General features: G+C 43.6%; 16 protein-coding genes. 14 read left to right on the top strand and 2 right to left on the bottom strand.

What is annotated here, in order from left to right:
- Positions 1–7 precede the first annotated feature (7 nt).
- Positions 8–1,216 carry an SGNH/GDSL hydrolase family protein gene (locus gpAD87_RS09195; protein ID WP_064637697.1) on the top strand — a complete coding sequence of 403 codons (1,209 nt, stop codon included), beginning with the start codon at positions 8–10 and terminating at the stop codon, positions 1,214–1,216.
- A 297-nt stretch (positions 1,217–1,513) separates the two neighbouring features.
- Positions 1,514–6,541, top strand: coding sequence for a golvesin C-terminal-like domain-containing protein (locus tag gpAD87_RS09200; RefSeq protein ID WP_197521389.1), 5,028 nt, complete (start codon positions 1,514–1,516; stop codon positions 6,539–6,541).
- Between the two features lie 153 nt (positions 6,542–6,694).
- On the opposite strand, the gene gpAD87_RS09205 is transcribed toward gpAD87_RS09200, so the two are convergent.
- Positions 6,695–7,180: a hypothetical protein gene (locus tag gpAD87_RS09205; protein ID WP_064637701.1), complete on the bottom strand. Its 486-nt coding sequence runs from the start codon at positions 7,178–7,180 to the stop codon at positions 6,695–6,697.
- 692 nt (positions 7,181–7,872) lie between these two features.
- On the opposite strand from gpAD87_RS09205, the gene gpAD87_RS09210 reads away from it, so the two are divergent.
- The 10 genes from gpAD87_RS09210 (at position 7,873) to gpAD87_RS09255 (ending at position 19,128) form a co-directional block, all read left to right on the top strand.
- Entirely contained in the window at positions 7,873–8,436 is a 564-nt protein-coding gene (locus gpAD87_RS09210; RefSeq protein WP_064637702.1) for a class I SAM-dependent methyltransferase, read from the top strand.
- Between the two features lie 679 nt (positions 8,437–9,115).
- A complete protein-coding gene (locus gpAD87_RS09215; RefSeq protein ID WP_064637704.1) occupies positions 9,116–9,451 on the top strand; it encodes a hypothetical protein in 336 nt (111 codons plus the stop codon).
- 208 nt (positions 9,452–9,659) lie between these two features.
- Positions 9,660–10,550 carry a GNAT family N-acetyltransferase gene (locus gpAD87_RS09220; RefSeq protein ID WP_197521390.1) on the top strand — a complete coding sequence of 297 codons (891 nt, stop codon included), beginning with the start codon at positions 9,660–9,662 and terminating at the stop codon, positions 10,548–10,550.
- 527 nt (positions 10,551–11,077) lie between these two features.
- Positions 11,078–11,848, top strand: a complete 771-nt coding sequence (gene bglS, locus gpAD87_RS09225) for a beta-glucanase (protein ID WP_064637706.1) — start codon at positions 11,078–11,080, stop codon at positions 11,846–11,848.
- Positions 11,849–12,138: 290 nt separating this feature from the next.
- A complete protein-coding gene (locus gpAD87_RS09230) occupies positions 12,139–13,017 on the top strand; it encodes an AraC family transcriptional regulator (protein WP_064637708.1) in 879 nt (292 codons plus the stop codon).
- A 133-nt stretch (positions 13,018–13,150) separates the two neighbouring features.
- Positions 13,151–14,104 carry an ABC transporter permease gene (locus gpAD87_RS09235; protein WP_064637710.1) on the top strand — a complete coding sequence of 318 codons (954 nt, stop codon included), beginning with the start codon at positions 13,151–13,153 and terminating at the stop codon, positions 14,102–14,104.
- Between the two features lie 22 nt (positions 14,105–14,126).
- A complete protein-coding gene (locus gpAD87_RS09240) occupies positions 14,127–15,020 on the top strand; it encodes a carbohydrate ABC transporter permease (protein ID WP_064637712.1) in 894 nt (297 codons plus the stop codon).
- A gap of 72 nt (positions 15,021–15,092) precedes the next feature.
- Positions 15,093–16,736: an extracellular solute-binding protein gene (locus gpAD87_RS09245; RefSeq protein ID WP_064637713.1), complete on the top strand. Its 1,644-nt coding sequence runs from the start codon at positions 15,093–15,095 to the stop codon at positions 16,734–16,736.
- Between the two features lie 107 nt (positions 16,737–16,843).
- Positions 16,844–17,836, top strand: a complete 993-nt coding sequence (locus gpAD87_RS09250) for an N-acetylglucosamine kinase (RefSeq protein WP_064637715.1) — start codon at positions 16,844–16,846, stop codon at positions 17,834–17,836.
- Positions 17,821–19,128 (top strand): 6-phospho-beta-glucosidase, encoded by a 1,308-nt coding sequence (locus gpAD87_RS09255; protein ID WP_064637717.1) that lies wholly within the window; start codon positions 17,821–17,823, stop codon positions 19,126–19,128. The genes gpAD87_RS09250 and gpAD87_RS09255 overlap by 16 nt, the downstream gene beginning before the upstream one ends.
- Positions 19,129–19,273: 145 nt before the next feature.
- Here the strand turns inward: gpAD87_RS09255 and gpAD87_RS09260 are convergent, their stop codons facing one another.
- Entirely contained in the window at positions 19,274–20,311 is a 1,038-nt protein-coding gene (locus gpAD87_RS09260) for a hypothetical protein (protein ID WP_082935050.1), read from the bottom strand.
- A 351-nt stretch (positions 20,312–20,662) separates the two neighbouring features.
- On the opposite strand from gpAD87_RS09260, the gene gpAD87_RS09265 reads away from it, so the two are divergent.
- Both gpAD87_RS09265 and gpAD87_RS09270 read left to right on the top strand, forming a co-directional pair.
- Positions 20,663–21,697 (top strand): glycosyl hydrolase family 18 protein, encoded by a 1,035-nt coding sequence (locus gpAD87_RS09265; RefSeq protein WP_064637718.1) that lies wholly within the window; start codon positions 20,663–20,665, stop codon positions 21,695–21,697.
- 556 nt (positions 21,698–22,253) lie between these two features.
- Entirely contained in the window at positions 22,254–22,715 is a 462-nt protein-coding gene (locus tag gpAD87_RS09270; RefSeq protein ID WP_163760983.1) for a MarR family winged helix-turn-helix transcriptional regulator, read from the top strand.
- The last annotated feature ends 1 nt before the right edge of the window (position 22,716 follow it).

Here is a 22,716-nt window from a genome sequence, read left to right on the forward strand (position 1 = left end):
AGTCACGATGAAGGAATTTTTCCCTCGAAGAGGGCTGCCTAATGTCATTCAAAAGTTGGAAAATGGGGAAACAGTAACAATTGTCTATTTTGGCGGCAGTAATACACGTTCTAAAGGATATAGGGTCATGACGGCGGATTGGCTGCGAGGGCAATATCCCAATGCAGATATCCGCTCTGTGAACGCAGGCATTGATGGGACAGGATCGGACCTCGGCTGCGCCCGTTTGGAGATAGATGTACTGCGTCATCAGCCTGATCTCGTGTTTGTTGAATTTGTTGGTAATGATGGCGGAGTTCCCGAATCCAAGGCTCGGATCGAAGGTATTGTCCGACAGATTCGCAAGCACAGCCGGTTTACCGATATCCTGTTTGTGTACACGGTTAAGGAACGGGATTTGACCTCATTTCAATCCGGCCAATACCAGAAGGGCGCTCGTATGCAAGAGGAAGTCGCTGACTATTACGGCATTCCTTCGATTCATCTGGGCGTAGCAGTCAGTCAATTGGTTTTGGATGGAAAGCTCATTTTCACCTTAAGAGCAGACGTATCTATTCCCGGAGCCGTTATTTTTACGCATGATTCGATCCATCCAACGATTCCCGAAGGACATCAGATTTACACGGATACAATCACCCGGTCGTTTGAGAAAATCAGAGAGCTTCGAGATCACGTAGGAAAAGTCGAACATCACTTGCCGCAGGAGCCTTTGGTCCCGGCCAACCCTTGGGAGTATGCAACCATGCTACCACTGGATAGTCTTACTCATTTTTCCGCGGGGTGGTCTTACATGACCCCTGATGATTTTGCTTTAGTGCGCGAGTATGATTGGTTGTTCCCCGGTCTATGGCGAGCAGTCGATCCCGGAGAGACGATCACAGTGGAGTTTGAGGGAACTCACATCGGATTATTCGATATTGGGGGGCCGGATTCTGGCAGATTGAAGGTGACGGTGGATGAGGGTGAACCTTTTCTTATCGATCGATTCACTTCATATAACGATCATAATCGAAATCAATATGTTTACTTACCGGAGCTACCGAATGGGAAACATACGGTTCGCTTCGAAATCGATCACAAGAAGACAGACAAAGCGGCCGTGTTTGAGGCAAGTGGCAATGAAAGAGGTATGGAACATGTTCGACAACATCCGGCTTGGTATGATCAAACGGTCATTCAGCTTGGGAAGTTGCTATTGGTGCAGCCGCCATTATAATTGATTGGTCTACTTGGAAGACCTATATTCTATCTGACTGCAATGAGCGCTCAATTAGGATGTAGGTTTCTTTTTTTACTTAAAATCGTATAAGAAATTCTTAAAATGAAAGAAATTTCACGGTGATGTGACATGCTAAGATAGAAACGACAGAGCGGGATTAGCCAGAATGTTAAGGTTAATTGCTTTTTTACGATCATTTGATTAAAGGGGTATTACTTTTTGGAAGCGTTATCATTAATAGGAGAGGCTGTGAGTTGTATGGTCAAAAGGAAGCTGTTTTTCTTCATCGTTTTCATGTTGACGATAGTAGTTCCTTCCAGCCTGATCGGAATAAGGGCTGCTTATGCGGAGACCTTACCTTATCAGACCATTATCATCGATGACGGGAGCATTAAGATTAATGATGTTGTGACACCTGATGCGGGTAACGAGAACAATGGATATTCGGCTCCAAATTGGACCACAAGCACAGGGGTGAAGGGATATGATCTTTCCAGCACCAAATATACGAGTACAGCAGGCAGAACGATAACATGGAACCCACGCTTGGAAGCAGGAACGGCGAAAATATCATTCTACAAGCTGGATTGGGCGGATAAGGCTGATAGCAATGTGAAAATCGAAATTGTTCATAATGGAACGACGGATGTAGTCTTTATGGATTTAAGACCCTCATCTGGCGCTCCACCTGGTTGGGTTGATTTGGGAGAGTACTATTTTTCCGGAGTTGGTGAAGAATTCGTTAAATTGACCCGGTCTACCGGCACCACGAACACGATCCTTACGCGTGCGGATGCGGTCAAGTTCGAAGGGAATATAAGGCAGAAAGAACCACATAAGACGATCATCATTGATGATGGAAGCCTCACAATTGATAATGTCGTCACTGTTGATTCAGGCAATGTCAATAACGGGTTCTCTGCTCCTTATTGGACCACAAGCGCAGGAGTAAAGGGATACAATAATTCCAGTTCCAAATATACGGATGCTGTAGGTAGAACTATCACATGGAATCCGCGCTTGGAAGCAGGGACGGCGAAAATATCGTTCTATAAGCTGGATTGGGCGGATAAAGCAGATAGTAATGTGAAGATTGAGATTGTTCATAACGGGATTACGGATGTTAAGTTTATGGATCTTAGACCTTCGTCAGGTCCATCGGTTGGATGGGTGGATATGGGGGAGTATGAGTTTAGTGGTAATGATAGCGAATTTGTCAGGCTGACTCGAACGCAACCTACGACGGGTACAATTATTACACGAGCCGATGCAGTCAAGTTCGAAGGAAATATCCGGCAGCAAGCACCACCCTTGCCCCCGCTGCGGAGCCGCACATTAGCGAATCTCAGTTATACGGAAAAAGGCAGCATCGAAAATGCTAACTATAAGGCGACCTTCTATGAGGCAGCATGGGATGGGGGTAAATCCATCGTTCGTGACATGTTCTATAAGAACACGGACACGGGAAACTGGACGCCAATCAATAATGTATCGGAAAGACTTGAGGAGCAATGGGTTTTATTAGATGGGAATGCGGGCAGCCGAACCAATTACTACGATACGATGAACAAACGCTGGATTACATTCGATGGGGTCCATTTTCCCGACAGCCAGACGGCGGTATTAACTGATTCAGCGCATAACAGTGATTACGATTTTGAAGTGAACTGGTCCATGGCAGGGGATAAACCAGATGTTTCCTTTGCCTTTACGCCTCGCCGGGACGGCAATTATGTGATTGGATATCAGTCCTTCACAACAGAGGCAGTCTCGGGCATCAATGAAGTGTTAAATGGATTCAGGTCACATGCCAAAATGGTAGGTACAGTGGAATCAACAAGCTTGAGAGAGCTGAGCGCTCCGATGAGCCTGGTTGAGAAAAATGATGGTTCGGGAAATCCATTAACGTATGGTGTATTTGTACCTTCGGCAGAGCTTCCGGTTGAATTTGAACCGACGGGAGGCGTTACGAAACAACGGCTTGGCATGAGCCTGGTCAACAACGAAGGCAGCGTGCAGCCAATCTTGTATGCGCCTCAATTAGGAACTTATTCGCAAATGACCGCAGAGAGCACTTATCAATTTCATATGGGGCTAATCGCTCAAAAAAGCAATCTGTATGAATCCTACGCGGATATTCTTCGCAATGAGTACGGTTATTCAGCATACCGCGAAAATGTGTCAGATCAGTCGCTTACTGACGCGATGTTTAATATGATCGATTTACTTAAGATTGAGCCGCAAGGGGACGACTCTGTTAATTATGTCCCGTCACCCAGCGGGTGGTGGAGCCGTGCCAAGGGCTTTATTGATATCGAAAACGAGGATAGCGTCCGAACAAGCTCGAATGCGGTTCTTTTGGGGGCTTACTATTTGACTGGGGATGACCAGCTTTACGATACGAGAGCACTGCCGTCCGTCCAGTATGGCGTATCGCGAAATGGTATCGGTTGGTCGCCTACGCAGAAGAAAGTATACGGTGTGCCTTCCTTATGGAAAATGGCTACTCTGCCGTTCGATGTTTCAAGCGTAGCCGCCGTCAATCAGATGATGGGCACTTCGGCAGGAATTGGGGCGCTGGCACAGGAAGAGTACCTCATGCGAGACCCGGACCAGAAAGACCGGGGGCCTGTCATTCAACCCCTGATGATGTATCGTATGACGGGAGAGGCGCAGTATTTGCAGGCTGCCAAGGATGCAGCCGATAGTTATATCTTGCAATATATCGATACGCCTGCATCCGTGGATGTGAGTAAAAATGAGTTCATTTATTATTATAGCAAGCTGTGGATGGAGATCTTGGAGCTATATGAGGAAACTCAGGATCCCAAATACTTGAATGCCGCTTATAAGGAAGCCAAACGGTATGCAACCATGTTCGTTGCTCGTCCAGTTCCTGAAGGTAACGTTACGATTCCTCAGCCTGAGACGTATAATTACGCGGAGTCGTTCCATTGGCCGGAAAGTGGTAAATTTCAATATCCTAGGCTCAAGCTTCCAGAAGATATAGCCGGAGGCGTTCAAGCGGATCGTTGGCTTGTTTCACCGAGCGGATTGACGTTTGAAGCAGGAAGTACAACCGGCTATTATCGGATGAATGCTCAGGAAGCTCCATTCATGCTGAGATTGTCGCTCTATACAGGGGATAAACTGCTGCAGGATATTGCTCATAATGCGGTTATTGGCCGATATTCCAGTTATCCAGGTTATTACTATAAAGGCTTCGCCGTTAGCCAACTTGAACCGGACTTTCCTCTGGAAGGCCCCAGCGGGGCTACATCCATCTATTATCACCATATTCCGGGGCAGCTCGGGCAAACGATGGATTATTTGATCAGCGAACAATCATTAAAATCGAACGGGAGCATTACATTTCCTTCCGTATTTGAAACGAATTTTTTATGGTTCAAATATCACCTCTATGGGAATAAACCAGGTCAATTTTATGGTAATTCCGACGTTTGGCTTTGGATGCCCAAGGGGATTATTAAGACCAACCATCCTCAATTGAATTGGATAACGGGTGAAAGCGAGGATAAATTCTACATCGGGCTAAGCAATGCATCGTCAGATGAAGTTCAGACTCCGATCGAATTGAATGAACAAATCATTGGATTCAACCCGGCACAAGATTATACCGTAACGATCATCCGCGACAATGGTACACCAGAGCAAGCAGTTATGAGTGGCGGAATCATTCAAGCCACGGTTTCAGGTAAGGGAATCACCGCGATCATTGTAGAGGGTCTCGATATTGATGTGCCGCTGCATCAGGTCAGAACGGCTGATACATCGGATGCAAGTTATTTCTTTGATACCCACAGTCCAATTGATGCGGTTAAAGGCATGCTAATGGTTAAACCCGACGAAACGGTCTATGATGCTTATGTGCAGGCCAAAACGACGAAACCCGCGACCATTCATTATTCCTTGGATGGAGGGGCTACGTATACGACCGTCCCAGATACGATATACCCAATGGAATGGTCGATACGGGTGAATGATTTATCCCAAACTTTCACGTATTACGTGGAATCGGAGGGGAAACAGACCCGTAAGCGGACACTCTATCTGCCTGATGAGGTAACGGAAACTCCAGTCCAACCCGATGGGCAGGAGAGTTCATCTATCATAGTGGATAATACGGAGGCGGAGACAGAAGGCGTCTGGATAAGGGATACGACGGCTGACAACTATTACTATGATAACTATGTGTATGCCAAATCTACGGCTGGCACAGCGACAAGCAAAATGAGATGGCGGCCTGAGCTGCCGGAAAGTGTCACTTACAGTGTGTATTACAAGATTCCGCAAATCACCGCTGCAAGTGAAAATTGGGCAACGAATGCCTCATTTACCGTGTATTACAGCGGAGGCTCCGAGACGGTTACTGTTGATGAGACAACGGCGAATGGTACTTGGGTGCACCTAGGGGATTATCCTTTTGCTGCAGGCGATAGTGGGTACGTGGAACTAACCAATAAAGCCAACAAGTCCAGGGTCATTGCCGATGCGATCATGTGGGTGGACCCGAACAGGGTACCGCAATTGGAGTCTGCTGTGATCCTGTCTGATCGGAACGAGCTGCAGATGACTCAAACCGCACAGCTGAGCGTAACCGGCTATTTGGATAACGGTTTGATCGCTGATCTAACACAGGCCAATGTGCAGTATTTCGTTGATCGTACGGATCTGGCCGAAGTGGATAGCAATGGGTTGTTGACCCTTCTCAATCTCGATGGGGACACGGACCACATTGAGGTATGGGCTACTGTCACGATTGACGGAGTGACCTTAACCACACCACCTTTGAACATCACGATCAAGGACCTAACGGTTATCGTGGACAGTACAAATACAACTGGGTTATATACGACAGAAGGGTCTTGGAGTCAAAGCAATTTAGCCGGATACAAAATTGGGGTTAAGTCCCGTTACTCAACAGTTCAAGGATCATCAGCAACGTGGAAAGGCCAGTTTCCAGAGGGGACATATACAGTCTCGATCTACAAGCTCGTCCATACGACAGGAAACGATAATAATGTCAAAGTGGAAGTGAAGCATAAGACGGGTACCGAGGTCACCTATATCGATGCAACGGTCGGCTCATCGGGTTGGGTTAATCTAGGAACGTTCGACTTTACGGGTGACGGTAGCGAGTATGTCCGGTTAACCAGAGTTACTCCTACAACAGTAGACCCGCCAACGCTTCCTGCCGATATGATCTATACGAGAGTTGACGCAGTTATGTTCGAACGGCATTCCGATGGTTCAGAGCTGCTTGCAAATGAGGCGCCAGATGAACCGACACTTTCTGAATAATAGCGGTATAGCTGCTATGTGAAATACCAAAAGATCTCTTCACTATTGAAGAGATCTTTTGGTGTACAACAACTGTTTAATGAGAATCAGATTACATTACATAATGATGACAGATGAGTGCGTGAATCCATTTGCAAGGTACTGTTATGGTGTTTAATGTCCACCTGTATCGGAAGCCCAGACAGGATACCAGCCCAAGGCCGGATTTTCATTGTTGTACAGTACCAGATTGCCGTCATTTTGCATGATCAGCACATTGCCTCTAAGATTGGCTGGCACATTGTCTGTTCCATAATATGTCTTAGACCACGCCAGGTTATCCGACGTCCAATAAGGTGTGTTTTGCGGATCTGATATAACCAACTTACCGCTGAAATAATTAATCTGGAGTTTATGTATTCTTGTGTCCTTGGTTTTGCTGTTCCATATCATCTTGCGTGACTTGACGTCCCAGATCTGCGCATCACCATAATTATCAAATTGAAACGAAAACCTGATATTATTTGACACTAACCCTCCACCAGCGACGTTATACATCGTGTCATAAATCAGACGATCTCCACTGGCGGCGGAAGTCACAGGGGAAAATGAAATCAAAAACAAGAGCATGGCAATACATGATAAAAAGACTTTTTTCATAGAACATCCTCTTTTCCTGAATATGTTTTAAGTGACTTATCAAATATACCATATATTTTTCTTTAATGGATAAAATTTCAATAAATTGGCCACCTATCAAGAGACTGTCATGCGCAAACGGCCTGTTCTCTGAATGACCAGAACGCGATTCACTAACTTTAGCAGAGCTTCTGGCAACAAGGCGATATGAGGATAAAATAATGAAAAATGCTCGAAAAACGATACTTCTTTTTACGTTTTCGTCGAGATTGGAGCGACGGGCTATTAGGCTTCATGGTCGAGTACCCAACAGACTTACAAGACTGAGGAGAACAATATCAAGCACCTTACTCCATGTTTCATGCCCGCTTGGATCGTTGGTGAGTGAAGGAGGGTTCTGCCAATTTGTATGAAATATCGGGTTAGGTCAACTCTGGAGTCAAGTGTAGGAAATTAGGGGTTGCTGTGTTAAACATTGTTATTTACAAATCTTATTTCGTATATTATAGTTATTGGGGATAATGAATATCTGTAATATGCTCAGAGATGTAATTTCGGTGGTTAGAATAATATATGAACTAAAAAGCCTATAGAAAATCTCCTAAGCAGAACTTGTTGACCCCTTAGTCCCACAGGCAGGACTGAGACCTATCCCGACGTCAGCTGGAAAAAAAACAATATTCTTACAAATACGATTATAAAAGGAGTATAAAATGAATCCAAAACTACAAAGAAAAATTGAGCACTTGGAGAATATTGAGAGGTTCCCAGCAGAGGAGTTATTTAAGTTTATACAGCTTAATAAAGAGGACGAACTATTAGATCTTGGAGCCGGTACAGGTTATATAAGCTTTTCTTTTGCTAAATATGTGAAAAAGGTAGTTGCGTTTGATTACGATAATGATATTTTACAGTATCTAGAGCTAAAAGCTAAGGAAAAAGGGATAACCAATATTGAAACCACCGCTGCAAACTTTAAAGAAATGCCATTAGAGAACGAAAGATTCGAAAAAGCTGTTGCTTCAATCTCGTTACACGAGGTTCAACCTCTTTCATTGGTGTTGGATGAAATCCACAGAGTTTTAAAAGACAAAGGGATCTTTTTATGCATTGAATTAGAGAAGACGGAGATGACTAATGCTCCAAGGGTTTCATCGAAGGAGATGGAGGAAGAAATCGTTAAAGCAGGTTTTTCAGTTATTGATACGCTTCATCCACCAACACAAGTTGCTAATCAACCCGTCTATATCATTATTGCGCAGAAGAAGGGTTACTAGTGAATCTGCTTTCAATTGTAGTTGCCATAAGGGACGGCGAAGCCGTCCTTTTTGCTACATAATATTAAGTTCTTATTATGAGACAAGACAAGAAACTTGGTTGTATCCGGAAATAACAGAGGAGCTGAGAAACTTATCGAATTGATTATACAGGGTTTAATTGTAGATTCCTTTCTCATAATCGGAAACTATTACGAATGTCTTTTATTCTTTAAGTGAAGATCTTAATTCACTTTCATAATCGTCAAAGAAATTCATATATGTTCTGCGAGGCATTTCGATCATTCCCAGTTTCGTTCCGAGTGTCATAACCTGATCCGTTTTTGAATGCCCCTCCATGGATGTACTTATACTATCTACTGGATGGGATACCTTCAGATTATGTAGAGTATGTAATGGCTGCGAATGTTGGTTCATCGATTGGTGTGCTGATCCATTGGATTAAGAATAACAAACGCGAATCCCCGAAGATATGGCCGAAATAGTCATGCATCAACTATTGTCCAACTCCAACAGATAGATTAATTTGAAGTTCGGAATAAAAGTAGTGGGGCCTTCTTTAACCTGTAATTAATTCTTAATCTATCTTAAGATAGCTGTATATGCAGTTTGAATAGGATCAAGATTTGCATATTGATCAAATTTGGCGATGTACTAAAGATGAGGAGGACGATGTAGAATGGAATTCAAGTTTGGGAACGCCGCTATTCTTCTACCCCCTTTACACATTACAATTATCGCAATAATTATTATTCTCTTTTTAATAAAGTGGAGCAAGCAATTAGAAACAAGACGTTTTACGGTTTTCTTTTACTTTTTAATTAGTACTTTCATTACTTCCATTTATTCTCGTGCTACAACAGAAGGTGTCTTTCAGTTATGGATTCCCTTAGGATTTATAGTGGTTTTCTTTTACTTGTTTCGTAGCGAAAGAAATCATCCTTCTAAGATGAAAGCGAGTATTTTAGGTCTTTCTATAGCAATGTACCAGTTAATTCTTCAATATTTCGGATAGATTTTGATAATTATTGAACATAGTTCCAATACACGGTATAAAAAAGCGATGAAGCCGGTGACAGTGAGATGGAGATTTGAACTAGTTGTTCGACTCGACCATGGCTCCCTTACTTTTCATTATCGAGCGGTTAAAGTAGAATGCATATAGGTTGGGCGAAAATACGAAAATGATCACATTAAACGAAGTAAAAGAGAGGTTTGTACTTATGACAATGACGTTTAGGAAACTAAGTGAGCTATCGATGGAGGAAAATGTACGTATTTGGAATCTAGGATTCGAGGGCTATTTTATACAGATGGTCATGACGATTGATGCTTTGATGACCAGGATTGTTAACGAAGGACTTTCCTTGGAGAATTCACTCGCTATTTATGTGGATGGTGAACCTGCAGGGTTTGTCTTGAATGGATTTCGTGACGTAGATGGAAAGAAAGTGGCATGGAACGGTGGGACAGGTATTGTGCCTGCATTTAGAGGGCAGGGCATTGGCAGAGCACTCATGTTAAGAAATCTAGAGTTGTACCGAGAACAAGGCGTGGAACTTGCGTTACTTGAAGCGCTCACCCAGAATGAGAGTGCGATCAAGCTATATCAGTATGTGGGGTATGAAATTACGGATCGATTAATGATTTTACAACATACGGGTACAATAGATCCCCAATTATTGAAGCGATCTGTTGAGCATCCCTTTTCTATCACCAAAGGATTGCCCCGTGATGTATATGCGCTAGACTTCTATCGAGGTTTATCCGCTTGGCAGACACAATGGCCTAGCATGAAGGAGGGTGAATCTATAATCATTAGACAAGATAGCGAGCCTGTATGCTATGCGTTGTATAAGCGAACATTTGATCAAGAGGGTAAAATGGTAACCATTTCGCTCTATCAATGTGAGGTCCTTCCAGGGCGGGAAGATGCAGAGGAAATTTATAAGCTTGCTCTCAGTGAACTGTTCGCCCCGTTAGACTATGTTTGCAGACGAGGGACATCTAACCTGCGTAAATCCAATCAACCTCTAAACGATCTATTGATAAAATTAGGTTTCACAACAAATGTTGAGCAAGTGTTCATGATGCGAAATATGGACCTTAACTAAGATAAAAGAGAAACACATAGATAATAGTAATGTTGACTTACAAATTTTTTTAGCATTCGTTAAATACATGATACAAGAAATAAAGCAACACACATCATTAAGCAAACGGGACAAGATAGCGCAAGAAATAAGAAGACAGCCGATCACGATCGGCTGTCTTCTTGTTTAACTAACCGACAGGAGAGTTCATTGGCAATAGCGTCACTATGGTGCTCCAATATGCACAGATTTCCGAGAATATTTGCAAAATAGTATCGCAGGTCGCTACCTAAGATTAGAGATAAGAAGGCTGAAGAAGACCGTAACAGGAAGGAACTATAGGCTGTTTGTAGCCTTTTGACTAATGGACTGATGCGAAAAACCGTTAAATAGTGCAGTTTAATCATTGAAATGATTGAGATTTACTACATTTTTACATGTAGTATGAAGATGATTCAGGATGGAATTATTCATTCCGGAATCCCAGAAGTGCATAACTTGTCGTGCTTATGTTTTCTTAATTACATTCCAAGGAAGAGGTGTTTTTCATGAAAAAGTTAATGGATTTTAGAAAGAAAATGTCGGCCGTGTTAATGGCAAGTGGCCTGATATGCGCGATGCTGTTGCCCATTCAAGCGTCGGCGGCAGACATTGCTTTTAACGAACCTTTAAACGGCGTCAATCCTAATTTGTTCTATACCTCAGATGGATGGGCTAATGGTCCAGATTTCGGAGTGGGCTGGAAGGCGGTTAATCAGGAATTCGTGAATGGAATTATGGCTCTGCGACTTGACAATACTGGGTGTCCGGCCAGTTGCTCGGGGAAAAATTATGCTTCCGCTGAATATTCGACCCATGTGAAGTATGGCTATGGCCGGGTTGAAGCACGTTTAAAAGCGGCTTCAGGAGTCGGTCTTGTCACAAGCCTCTTCACGTATTCCGGGCAAGGAACAGGTACATCCAATGACGAAATCGACATTGAAATTTTGGGCAAAGACACGACGAAGATGGAAACTAATTATTTTACGAATGGCGTAGGCCAGCATAGCACGATTATCAATCTGGGGTTTGATGCCTCGCTCGATTTTCATAATTATGCGTTCGAATGGTCGCCATCATCCATTAAGTGGTATGTAGACGGTAAACTGGTCCACACGGAGAATGGATCACGTGGAACACTTCCGACCAGTCCTGGCTATATTATGGTTAATCTGTGGTCGGGCTCGGGACCGGCTGAAATATGGACAGGAAAATTCAATTACCCAGGTATGCCGGTACGTGCCTATTTTGATTGGATCAAATTTAAACCGGCCAACTGACGTTCGAAAGATGGAATTTATAACGAAACTTACAAATAAGGTGAAATAATCTGAATATAACTCTGAACGATATGGCAGAAGTTGAAGTCCTGAAGAATTAGCAGCGATAAGGTGTATATGAAAGGCACTACAGAGTTTACTCTGTAGTGACCTTTTAAAAAGCTGTCCCGGGTCAGTAGTGGCTCTTGGGATAGCTTTTTTATTTACAACAATGGAATATAGGTGATAGAGTTTTTTACAAGATATGTATTTGGTAGCGCTTACAAGAAAAGTTGTGGGGGGAGTTATGAATGCCATCTATCATGAGGGAAGAAGTGGTTCCGAAGGAAAAGGTAAAAATGAATAAGAATTATCCAGTTTATATCGGCGACACGATTGGTGTGACTATCCATTATCAAAAGCTTCATTGGCATAATGTTCTGGAGATTAATTATATCAAATCCGGCACGGGCTACTACATCATCAACGGTCAAAAATTTGATTTCCAGCAGGGAGATGTGCTGCTCATCAATTCGAATGATCTTCACTGCGCTTACGAAACGAAGGATCTTGTCATGACTGTCATTACGTTCGATTCGACCTGGTTTATTCATAATCTCCGATTCGATCCGGAGCTATTCAGCCCGTTCCGCGACATAGACAAACATTACACGAATCTAATCCACCGTGATCATCCGGCCATGGACAGACTGCGGTCACTTCTTCTTGAACTCCAATTGGAGCATGAGAGGGAGCAGCGTTCCTACGCTACGGTTGTATATTCGCTTATACTCCAGTTTCTGACTATAGTAAATCGGGAGTGTCGAATAGAGGGGATTTGCGGTAGTCAACACCTCATCAGTGAGAGACAGTATGAGAAAATACGTCAGGTGATTATGGTTATGGAACAAAACTTCGCCCATCCATGGACGCTGGAGGAGCTGGCCTCTCTTGTCTATCTCAGTCCTTCAAGGTTCAGCGAAATATTCAAACGCGCGGTCGGCATGCCTCCGATGCTGTACCTGATCCATATTCGACTGGAGCAAGCTGTCACAATGCTGGAGGGAGGCCATATGAAGGTAATGGATATTGCTCTGGAATGTGGCTTCCGCACGCTGACCAACTTTAATCGGCTGTTTAAAAAGCACATCGGCATGACGCCAAAGACTTCACAAAAGCAAAATCCCTAGAAATCAGTAATATAGTGCTATATTTTACTGGTTTTAGCAGAGAAATGAACTGGTGCAGGAGATACAATGAAGTGGCAAGCATCTCATAATTATGTTAATAAATCTAACACTAAATTAAAAAGGGGAGATGCCAATGCCGCAAGTGGAGATGAGCAGCAAAACGAAGCCGCTTGTTAAGAAAAGTCACCTGCACCGCTTTCTGAAGCAATGGGATATTCAACTTATGGTGCTTCCGGCCATGATGTTTATCCTGGTCTTCAGCTACATTCCCATGTACGGAGTGCTGATGGCGTTTCAGGACTACAGTTTATTCAAAGGGTTTCTGAACAGTCCCTGGGTAGGCTTCAAGCATTTTGACGCGTTTTTTGGGACGCCGGAGTTTTGGACCATTATGCGGAATACTCTCGTCATTGGCATGCTTAAACTGTGCATCGGGTTTCCTGCCCCCATCCTGCTCGCGGTGATGCTCAATGAAGTAGGGAAACATTCTTTCAAAAGAATTGTTCAAACAATCAGCTATTTGCCTCACTTTTTGTCGTGGGTCATCGTATCGGGTTTAGTGATCTCCATATTGTCTGCGGACAACGGCAGCCTAAACATACTGCTGCAGAAGCTGAGTCTTATCGATGAGCCGATTAACTTTCTATCGGAGCCAAAGTACTTTTGGAGTATTTTGACGGTAACGAATGTGTGGAAGGAGATTGGTTTCTCCTCCATTGTGTATTTGGCGGCAATTGCGGGCATCAATCCCCAACTGTATGAAGCCGCTTCCATTGATGGTGCGAGCCGTCTGAAGCAGATTTTTTCCATCACTATTCCGTCCATTATGCCAATTATCGTTGTGTTCTCGATTCTGGCTATCGGTAATTTCCTAAATGCAGGATTTGAGGACATATTGCTGCTGGGAGTCAACCCGGTTTTGCGAGATGTCAGCGACGTGCTGGACACCTATGTATATCGAATTGGCATTCAGAACAGCCGATACTCATATGCAACGGCGGCGGGGCTGTTTAAGGCCATCATCAGCGTTGTGTTATTGTCTGGAGCCAACTATTGGGCTCGTCGATCGGGGAACAGCCTTTGGTAGGGGAGAAGGGGGAGAGATACATATGAGGCTGTCGAATGGGGATCGATGGTTTGTTGGCATAATTTACGTCTCATTGGCTTTGTTTACATTTATTGCGCTATATCCGTTCTGGAACGCTGCCGTCATCTCATTTAACTCGGGGACAGATACGATGCAGGGCGGCATTACATTCTGGCCACGTGAATTCACGCTTGAAAATTATCTTGTTGTGTTTAAGGATGAGCGACTGATTGACGGTTTCATCATCTCGGTGCTCCGAACGTTGCTGGGTACACTGCTCTCCATTGTGGCAACAGCCATATTAGCTTATGGCATTTCTAAACGCGAATTGATGGGTCGCAACTTTTATATGGTAACTTGCATCATAACGATGTACTTTAGCGGCGGACTTATACCCAACTACTTGCTCATTCGGGAGCTGGGTCTGATGAACTCTTTTTGGGTTATGGTCATACCAGGCATTATCAGCGTGTGGAATATGATCATATTCCGGACGTTCTTTAAGGGAATCCCGCCCGGGCTTGAGGAGTCCGCCCGTATCGACGGTTCCTCGAACTGGGGGGTATTCATCCGAATCGTACTTCCTTTATCGGGACCGGTCATTGCAACGCTGTCGCTGTTTACGGCAGTGTATCACTGGAATGATTGGTTTGCACCAAGTATCTACATATCTAACACGGATCTTCTACCCATTCAGACTAAGCTTCAGCAGATACTTAATGCCAATATCATGATGGAACAGATGCAGAACATGGATGCTGCTGCACAGAGCCGGATGAGCGCGATGAAAACCGTAACTACCAAATCGTTGTCCATGTCGACGATGATGGTGGCAACCATTCCGATCCTCTGCGTCTACCCATTCGTACAGAAATATTTTGTGAAGGGCGTATTAATCGGTTCTTTGAAGGAGTAATTCAAGCAAATCCCGGCCAAGGATTTAAGCAACCGCTTTGACCATAGATGAATTGTGAAGGGAGCACTCATAATGAAAAAAGGGAAAAAGAACCTTCTCTCTGGCTTGTCAGTCACACTTATCATTGTCATGGCTTTAATGGGATGTTCGGGTTCAGGAGGTAATACTGCAAGCCAAGAGAAGAATTACCCAGTCTCGGGGGATACCTTTGTACTGGGAGAGAAACCGCTGGAATTCTCATTCTACGGCCATTATGACTGGTACACAATGCCGGAATGGGGTAAAGATGCTGCGACGAAGTGGATCAAAGAGAATAAAAAGATCGACGTCGTTCCGGTCAGCTCCGGTGGCGTTGCCAAGAACAAGCTCAGTACCATGATCGTGGCCGGTGAACTGCCGGATGTTATATGGATGGATCGTGGTGCGGATGTCGAAAAGCTCCGTTCTGAGGGGATGTTGGTCCCCATCGATGATTATCTGAATAAATACCCCAATCTGAAAAAGTGGGCTGGGGAGTCTACGCTCGAATTGCTTCGCTCACCTGACGGTAAGCTATATCAGTTCCCTAACTGGTATACGACGCAGCCAAACGGCAACGCAGGATATCTCGTCAATAAGAAGATTTACGAGGAACTCGGCTCGCCGAGCCTGGAAACACCAGAGGATCTGTACGTCTATTTGAAGCAAGTGAAGTCAAAGTATCCAGATGTCGTTCCGCTGGAGGTTGGTCAAACTGCTGCAGGAGTGGACATCATGGTATCGGCGTTTGCAGAAAATCGCCCACATACATTCAACAGTATGATCGCCGTTCCACAAGGGGATCAACTCGTATCCCTGTTCACGGATCCTGTCTATCGTGAGCTGCTGCAGTATATGAGCCGTCTGTACCGTGAAAAACTTGTCACTCAGGATGCCTTCACACAGAAGCTGGAGCAGGTCGAGCAGAAGGTTATAAACGGCAAAGTAGCCGTTTATGTAGCGTCCAGTCCCACCGAGTTTGGCTCCAAGGGCAACAATCTGCTTAAAGCGCAAGACCCGGATGCTGGTTACATCATGGTATGGCCTGTACACAAAGCCGAGTTGGATCGCAACAAGATTTTCCCTGGCGATTATAAACAGCTGGGCTGGAATGTCAGCGTCATTACGAAATCGGCCAAAGATCCAGAAGCCATCTTCGCCTTCCTGGATTGGTTCACAGGTCCTGATGGCCAACGTACGATTATGTGGGGTCCTGAAGGATTATATTGGGATGGAACGGACGAGGAGGATATGCCGCTGTTCACCGACAAATTCACAAGCGACGCTAAAGGTCGTGATGAGTTAATGAACGCAACGGTCAACTTTCAATGGAACGGCAACACGGTCTATGTGGACAATTCTAAGATGAAATTCGAGTCTACTCTTCCGCCAGAGAAGCGGAATTTTGAAACGTACTGGCAATCGGAGATTACATGGAAGACGCAGATGAACACAACGGAGTTCGCCAATCTGGATCCTGCAAGCGATTCGGAAGAAGGCATTATTGCGCAGCGCGTGTTTGAGATTTATGAGCAAGTTAGAGCTAAAGCGATAAGCTCCACGACCTCGGATCAGGAAGTGCTTTCGCTTCTGGATAAGGCTGAGGCGGATGCGCAAAAATCCGGTTATGACAAGTTGTTGAAGTACAAAACAGCGAGATGGCAGGAGAATAAGGCGAAAATGGCAGCAGCGAAATAAAAGTCATGGCTGGAAGCAGTCCTTTCGTTAAGATTTTTGCGCGAAGCTTTCGCCCCAAAGTCTTGGCTGGCGGCTTCATTAGCCGGGCGACATAGGAGAGATCATACTTGAACTTTTACTTGGGAGTAGACGGTGGAGGAAGCAAGACATTGGCTGTCGTGACGGACGAAACGGGACGAATATTAGGAAGGGGAATCAGTGGCTGCGGCAATCATCAGCTTGGTGCTGCCTTTGCAGAAGGCAGTATAATCCAGGCCGTTGATGAAGCGCATGCACAAGCGGGGCTTGGAAGAGAGAATATCACTTACGCTACATTCGGACTTGCGGGAGCCGATCGTGAGGCAGATTTTCGCATATTGCGGCCAATAATAGGCGCAATGGGTTTCAAGAAATACCGTATCGTATGCGATACTGTCATTGCCATGAGAGCCGGCACAAGACAGACAGATGGGGTCGTCCTTATATGCGGAAGCGGGACGAATGGATACGGTGTTAACGTTGCAGGCGAGGAGGTTCAGATTGGAGGATTCGGTTATGAATTCGGCGATTTTGGTGGAGGTGGTGAACTGGCCGTCGAGGTGTTTCGGACAGTCATTCGTTCATGGGAAGGTAGGGAGCAGCCAACTACTTTGACGTCGCTTACATTGAAGGAGCTTACCTTCGAGACCGTGGAAGAGATGTACCACCGATTTTTGGACGATGGAAGAAGGGCACCACATACCCTGGCGAAACTGCTGTTTCAGGCTGCGCCTGGGGATGAAGTCGCAAGAAAAATATTGGAGAGGCAAGGTTTGGAGCTGGGGAAAGTCGCCAGTGCGGTTATTCACAAACTTGGGATGGGCAATGATTCCTTTGATGTTGTATTGGCTGGCAGCGTGCTAACTCGTGGAGAAGGAGATTATGTGGTTCGGTATATCGAGTCTCAGGTTACTACAGCAGCACCGAATTGCCGGTTGCGAATCTTGGCCCTTGAGCCAGCAGCGGGTGCCATCCTGCTCGCCATGGATGAGGACGGGGTGAAACCAGATTCCACTGTATATGACCAATTGCACCAAGGACTTGCCGTGAAGGAGAGGAATGTGAAATGGGCAGAGGATTAAAGGTTGCTGTTATTGGGGGAGGCTCTTCCTATACCCCTGAGCTGATTGAAGGTTTCATCCGTCATTATGATAGCTTTCCGGTTAAGGATATCGTGCTGGTGGATATTCCGGAAGGTCTTCATAAACTCACCGTTGTTGGCGGGCTGGCGAAGCGAATGGTTGAACAAAGCGGACTGCCGATTAGTATTACTTTAACTTTGGACCGCAAGGAAGGACTGCGGGATGCCCATTATGTATCGACACAGATGCGAGTAGGGTTGTTGGAGGCCAGAGCATGGGACGAAACGATCCCGTTGAAATATGGAATGCTCGGGCAGGAGACGACCGGAGCCGGGGGAATGATGAAGGCTCTGCGTACCATACCTGTACTCTTGGAGATATGCAAGGATATGGAGATGTTATGTCCTGACGCCTGGCTACTTAATTTCACGAATCCTTCCGGAATGGTAACGGAAGCCATCATGAAGCATTCCAGCATACGTTCCATCGGTTTATGCAATTCCCCGATCGCCGCCTACAAGTGGCTGTCTGCACTCTATCAGGTGCCTGAGGAACGCATCTTTTGCGAGTTTGTCGGGTTAAATCATCTGCACTGGATCAGCCGGATCGAGATTGATGGAGAGTCCAAGCTGGAGGAGTTGTTGGACACAGGAGGGAGCTACTCGGCCAGCAACGTGCCGCAGCTTGCTTGGAACGAGACGCTGATTCGCGCGATTGGCGCCATTCCGTCCTATTATCTGAAATATTATTACCTTCACCGTGAGATGTTGGCGGAGCAGCAGGCTGCGGCAGCCATAGGCGAGACGAGGGCTGAGATGGTCAAGCGTCTTGAGGATGAACTATTTGAGATTTACAAGCGACCAGAGCTAGTGGAGAAACCGAAGCAGCTGGAGCAGCGTGGAGGTGCCTATTATTCCGAGGCGGCTGTCAATCTGATGAAGGCGATTCATACGGATAGCGGAGAGGTTCTAACGCTAAACGTCATGAACGGCGATACCCTGGACTTTTTGCCACAGGATGTCAGTATCGAAGTGAATTGCCTGGTAACGAAGAAAGGAGCTGTTCCGGTACCTATTACACGAATACCGGATGCCGCAGTTGGCCTGATTCAAGCGGTGAAGACCTATGAGAGTCTGGCCATCGAAGCGGCGGTCTCGGGAAGCAGGGAGAAGGCACTGCTCGCCCTTAGCTCTCATCCGCTAACCGATTCCGTGTGTATATCAGAAGCAATGCTGAATGAAATGCTGGAGCAGAACCGCAAATATTTGCCGCAGTTCTTCCATGGGAGGTAAGGATCCCAAATAAAAAGTGATCATGTTTGGACGATCTCAACACTGAAAACCGGAGTGAAGAAACGAAGAAAGAGACTTTTCGTCTGCGAGTGGAAGTAGATAAAAGGAGCTGTCATTAGCACAGCTCCTTACTCAAAATCTAAATCTAAATTTCTTTAAGGGTTATTTTAGTTCTTGTGATATAAATACTGGTTTCGCTTTCAAATGCAGAATCCGTGCCAAGGATAATCCACAATTCTCCCTTCGCATCCGTTTTCACGAGAAAAGGTCGGTTTTTATTATTGAACGTTTTTACTTCATAGGTTTGATCTGTAGATGTACTCTTCGATAAATTACCGAGCACAAAAGCATCCTTTCCTTCTTGAGACTGCTGGCCCTTATCGATATTCATTTGATAGAAATAATCCTTATTTAGAATCGATTTGGGTTCTTGCTTAGTTACTCCAGCTTTTACATACACACTCTCTCCTGGAGAACCACCAGCACCCATACTATCCTTCGCTGCGTTAGTCGCAATATCAAAATCAAAGGTTACAAGATAGGTCTGATTTGGCTTTAACTTAGATGTCTTATCTATTTTTTTCTTCACGAACATGAATAAATCATCACTACGGTTAACACCACTCAGGTATAGTCCCTTTTGATTCATATTGATTTCTTTCGGTAGTGACTTAAACGAATAATTCAGTTTATAGATTGAACGATCCTTTTTGGGATAATCTGCGAATCCGGCGAACCAATGCTCGCTATTATTAACAAAATCCGATGTTATGGTAATTTCTTTACCCAACGAAATCTTTGAATCTAAATCAATTAAAGACACGAATGAGACATTATTTAAAAGCTCAATTTGTCTTTTTGTGAGATTTGCAGAGAATCCTTCAAGAACGTTGCTATACGTATTTTTGATGTGGAACTTACCAATCTTCTTCTCTAAATCCTTATATTCTTTATCACTGAGATGTTTGTTGAAAATAACGATACTCGGAATTTGATATGAGAGCTTGACATTTTTTAGTTTATTGTTCAGTTGCTCTGAAATCTTCATAGGAAGAATGTGGATTTCCTTAGTTGAATTAAGTTCTGCCGCATCGGAACTGTTAAAGTTAGTAAATGACAAAGCTCCTCCTGCTATAATCGTTGCGGCTAAAGTTAAGGCTATTTTTTTGTTACGAGTATTCATATGTTTTCCTCCTAGGATGTATTCAGCACCTCTAACGGAGCAACATGTCAAATTGTTGCAAAAGAGAAAATAAAGTTAATTTCATTACAATTTTAAAATAAATAGTGTTAGTTTCTTGAGTGCAAAATGGCAAGGAATGGGGGGCACTTATATGTGTCTATCCTAATGTCTTAGTGAATTACTAATAATATGAGATTATATCTATATATATTGTATTCAAAAAAACGCTATGCTACAGTGGCTTAACGAACGTTCGTTAGGGAAATTGGGTATGACGTCATGCCAGAGATTAATCAATTCATAAATACTGATAAATTAATAAATAACTAAATACGAGGTGTGTGTATTGTAATGAAAAAACTTTTATATCTCTCCATAATTAGCACAATATTAAGTAGTTTTCTTTTATCACCGTGTAATGTTTCAGCGAGTTCCAACTCCAAAATAGTTTTGGGATACTATGCTCAAGATGAAAATGCTTATGACTCTCTTATTACTAATTATTCTCACCTCACTCAAGTTTCTACAGACTCATTTACATTCGACTCGAAAGGGAAAATTCTTGGTTCTGCACCCAAGGAAGCTATTTCTTTTGCTAATAAGAAAAATATCGAAACGTTCGCAGCGGTTTCCAATTGGCAAGGAGATTATTTCAATGCGTCACTAGCTCACAAAATTGTAGGCGATTCGAAAGTAAGGAAAGAGGCTATCAGGAGTATTCTTAACCTAGTTAAAACGAATCAATATAAAGGTATTAATATTGACTTTGAGAATATTGATGCTAAGGATCGTAAAGCTTTCAGTAGCTTTATAGGAGAGATTTCTCAAACGTTACGACCTAAGGGATATCTCACAATGGTATCGGTTCCAGCTGAGTTTGAAAATGATCCTACTAATAGCTGGTCAGGTGCCTTCGATTACAAGGAATTAGGCAAGCATGCTGATTATATTCAAGTTATGACTTATGACCAGAATGGTCCATGGGGACCTTCTGGACCAGTAGCAGGTAAAGATTGGATGGAGGCTGCCATTCAGTACACTATATCTGAAATTCCTCTTCAAAAAGTAATTATTGGAGTACCAGCTTATGGATATAGTTGGAATGAAACGAAGAAGAATGGAGATATTATAGCTTTAAAAGATATCCCTGCTTTGATTGCTTCAACAGGCGCTAAACCAGAATGGGATGAGTCTTCGTCTTCAATGTCTCTCCGCTATCAAGCAGATGATGGTTCAAAACATGTGGTTTGGTACGAAAATGCAGCAAGTATCCAGGAAAAAACTCATTTAACAATAAAGTATAACCTCGCGGGTATCTCCATCTGGTCTATGGGAACTGAAGATTCAGGGTTCTGGCAAGCCATATCAGCTGGATTGAAAAAGTAAAGTATAAGATGAGTTGGTATTGATCATCTAAGCTAATAGATGAATAGATTTTGATCCTTGCATATTCGCAAGCATCAAAATCTATTTTTTTTATAAATCAATTGATGGAGCAGTATTTAAAACAATTAAAGTGAATTAAACCAACGTATGATGTGGTATTCATAAGGCTAACAACAATGATTTATACACGTTTAACAGACTGTGTTCAAAGGGGAAAGTCGAGGGACAAGAACATTGTTCCATCTAAAGTCGCTATATAGCGACTTTTTTGTTGAACTGAAGTACAGAGTGAACAACACTGGAGATATTTAGCTAAGAAGTAATTCGAGCAAAAAATTAGAATGAACAGTTTTACCAAACCATTTAACACTTTCAAGCAATGCAATTATATCTTCATTCCCTATCATTATAAGTAAACGAAGTGACGCAGGCAGCCGGCAAAAATCCACTTTTCTTATTAAATCTTTCGTTTTGTATCCTCTTAATTAACTTGACAAAAGGTAACTGGTTAGATATTTTAATACATAACCAGTTACCTATTTTGGAGGTGGAAATATTGGAATTTCCAATCGAAAAAAAAATCACACCTAAAGCCTATGTTTATGGATCAATTTTCACATTGTCTAACCGTTTGCAACTTTTAGGTGATAGAAGATATAAGGATCTTTCATTAAAACAAGCTTTTGTGTTGTGGAATATTTCTCTTTATGATGATTACTTTCTTAACCTAAAAGATATTGCTCAAATTGTCGGTACTTCGAGTCAGAATGTGAAAAAAATCATAGATATTCTTGAGAAAAAAGGTTTTGCTACAGTAGGAAAAGATGAAACTGATAGAAGGAGTTTACGTGTTGCTTTAACATCTGAGGGTAAAAAGTATTACTTGGAAAGAGGTAAGGAGGAAGAACAGTATATAGAGGAGTTATTTACTGACTTCGATGATGAGATGCTTATGGGATTGTATCAAGGTCTATATAAACTTATGGAAAAAACAGCTCAAGAACAAGGGGGAAAATAAT

The organism is Paenibacillus sp. AD87 (assembly GCF_001659845.1).
Classification (GTDB): Bacteria; Bacillota; Bacilli; order Paenibacillales; family Paenibacillaceae; genus Paenibacillus; species Paenibacillus marchantiae.

Coding starts and splice junctions, on each gene's coding strand:
- gpAD87_RS09195 (WP_064637697.1), top strand. CDS start 8: ATGAAGGAATTTTTCCCTCGAAGAGGGCTGCCTAATGTCATTCAAAAG.
- gpAD87_RS09200 (WP_197521389.1), top strand. CDS start 1,514: ATGTTGACGATAGTAGTTCCTTCCAGCCTGATCGGAATAAGGGCTGCT.
- gpAD87_RS09205 (WP_064637701.1), bottom strand. CDS start 7,180: ATGAAAAAAGTCTTTTTATCATGTATTGCCATGCTCTTGTTTTTGATT.
- gpAD87_RS09210 (WP_064637702.1), top strand. CDS start 7,873: ATGAATCCAAAACTACAAAGAAAAATTGAGCACTTGGAGAATATTGAG.
- gpAD87_RS09215 (WP_064637704.1), top strand. CDS start 9,116: ATGGAATTCAAGTTTGGGAACGCCGCTATTCTTCTACCCCCTTTACAC.
- gpAD87_RS09220 (WP_197521390.1), top strand. CDS start 9,660: ATGACAATGACGTTTAGGAAACTAAGTGAGCTATCGATGGAGGAAAAT.
- bglS (WP_064637706.1), top strand. CDS start 11,078: ATGAAAAAGTTAATGGATTTTAGAAAGAAAATGTCGGCCGTGTTAATG.
- gpAD87_RS09230 (WP_064637708.1), top strand. CDS start 12,139: ATGCCATCTATCATGAGGGAAGAAGTGGTTCCGAAGGAAAAGGTAAAA.
- gpAD87_RS09235 (WP_064637710.1), top strand. CDS start 13,151: ATGCCGCAAGTGGAGATGAGCAGCAAAACGAAGCCGCTTGTTAAGAAA.
- gpAD87_RS09240 (WP_064637712.1), top strand. CDS start 14,127: ATGAGGCTGTCGAATGGGGATCGATGGTTTGTTGGCATAATTTACGTC.
- gpAD87_RS09245 (WP_064637713.1), top strand. CDS start 15,093: ATGAAAAAAGGGAAAAAGAACCTTCTCTCTGGCTTGTCAGTCACACTT.
- gpAD87_RS09255 (WP_064637717.1), top strand. CDS start 17,821: ATGGGCAGAGGATTAAAGGTTGCTGTTATTGGGGGAGGCTCTTCCTAT.
- gpAD87_RS09260 (WP_082935050.1), bottom strand. CDS start 20,311: ATGAATACTCGTAACAAAAAAATAGCCTTAACTTTAGCCGCAACGATT.
- gpAD87_RS09265 (WP_064637718.1), top strand. CDS start 20,663: ATGAAAAAACTTTTATATCTCTCCATAATTAGCACAATATTAAGTAGT.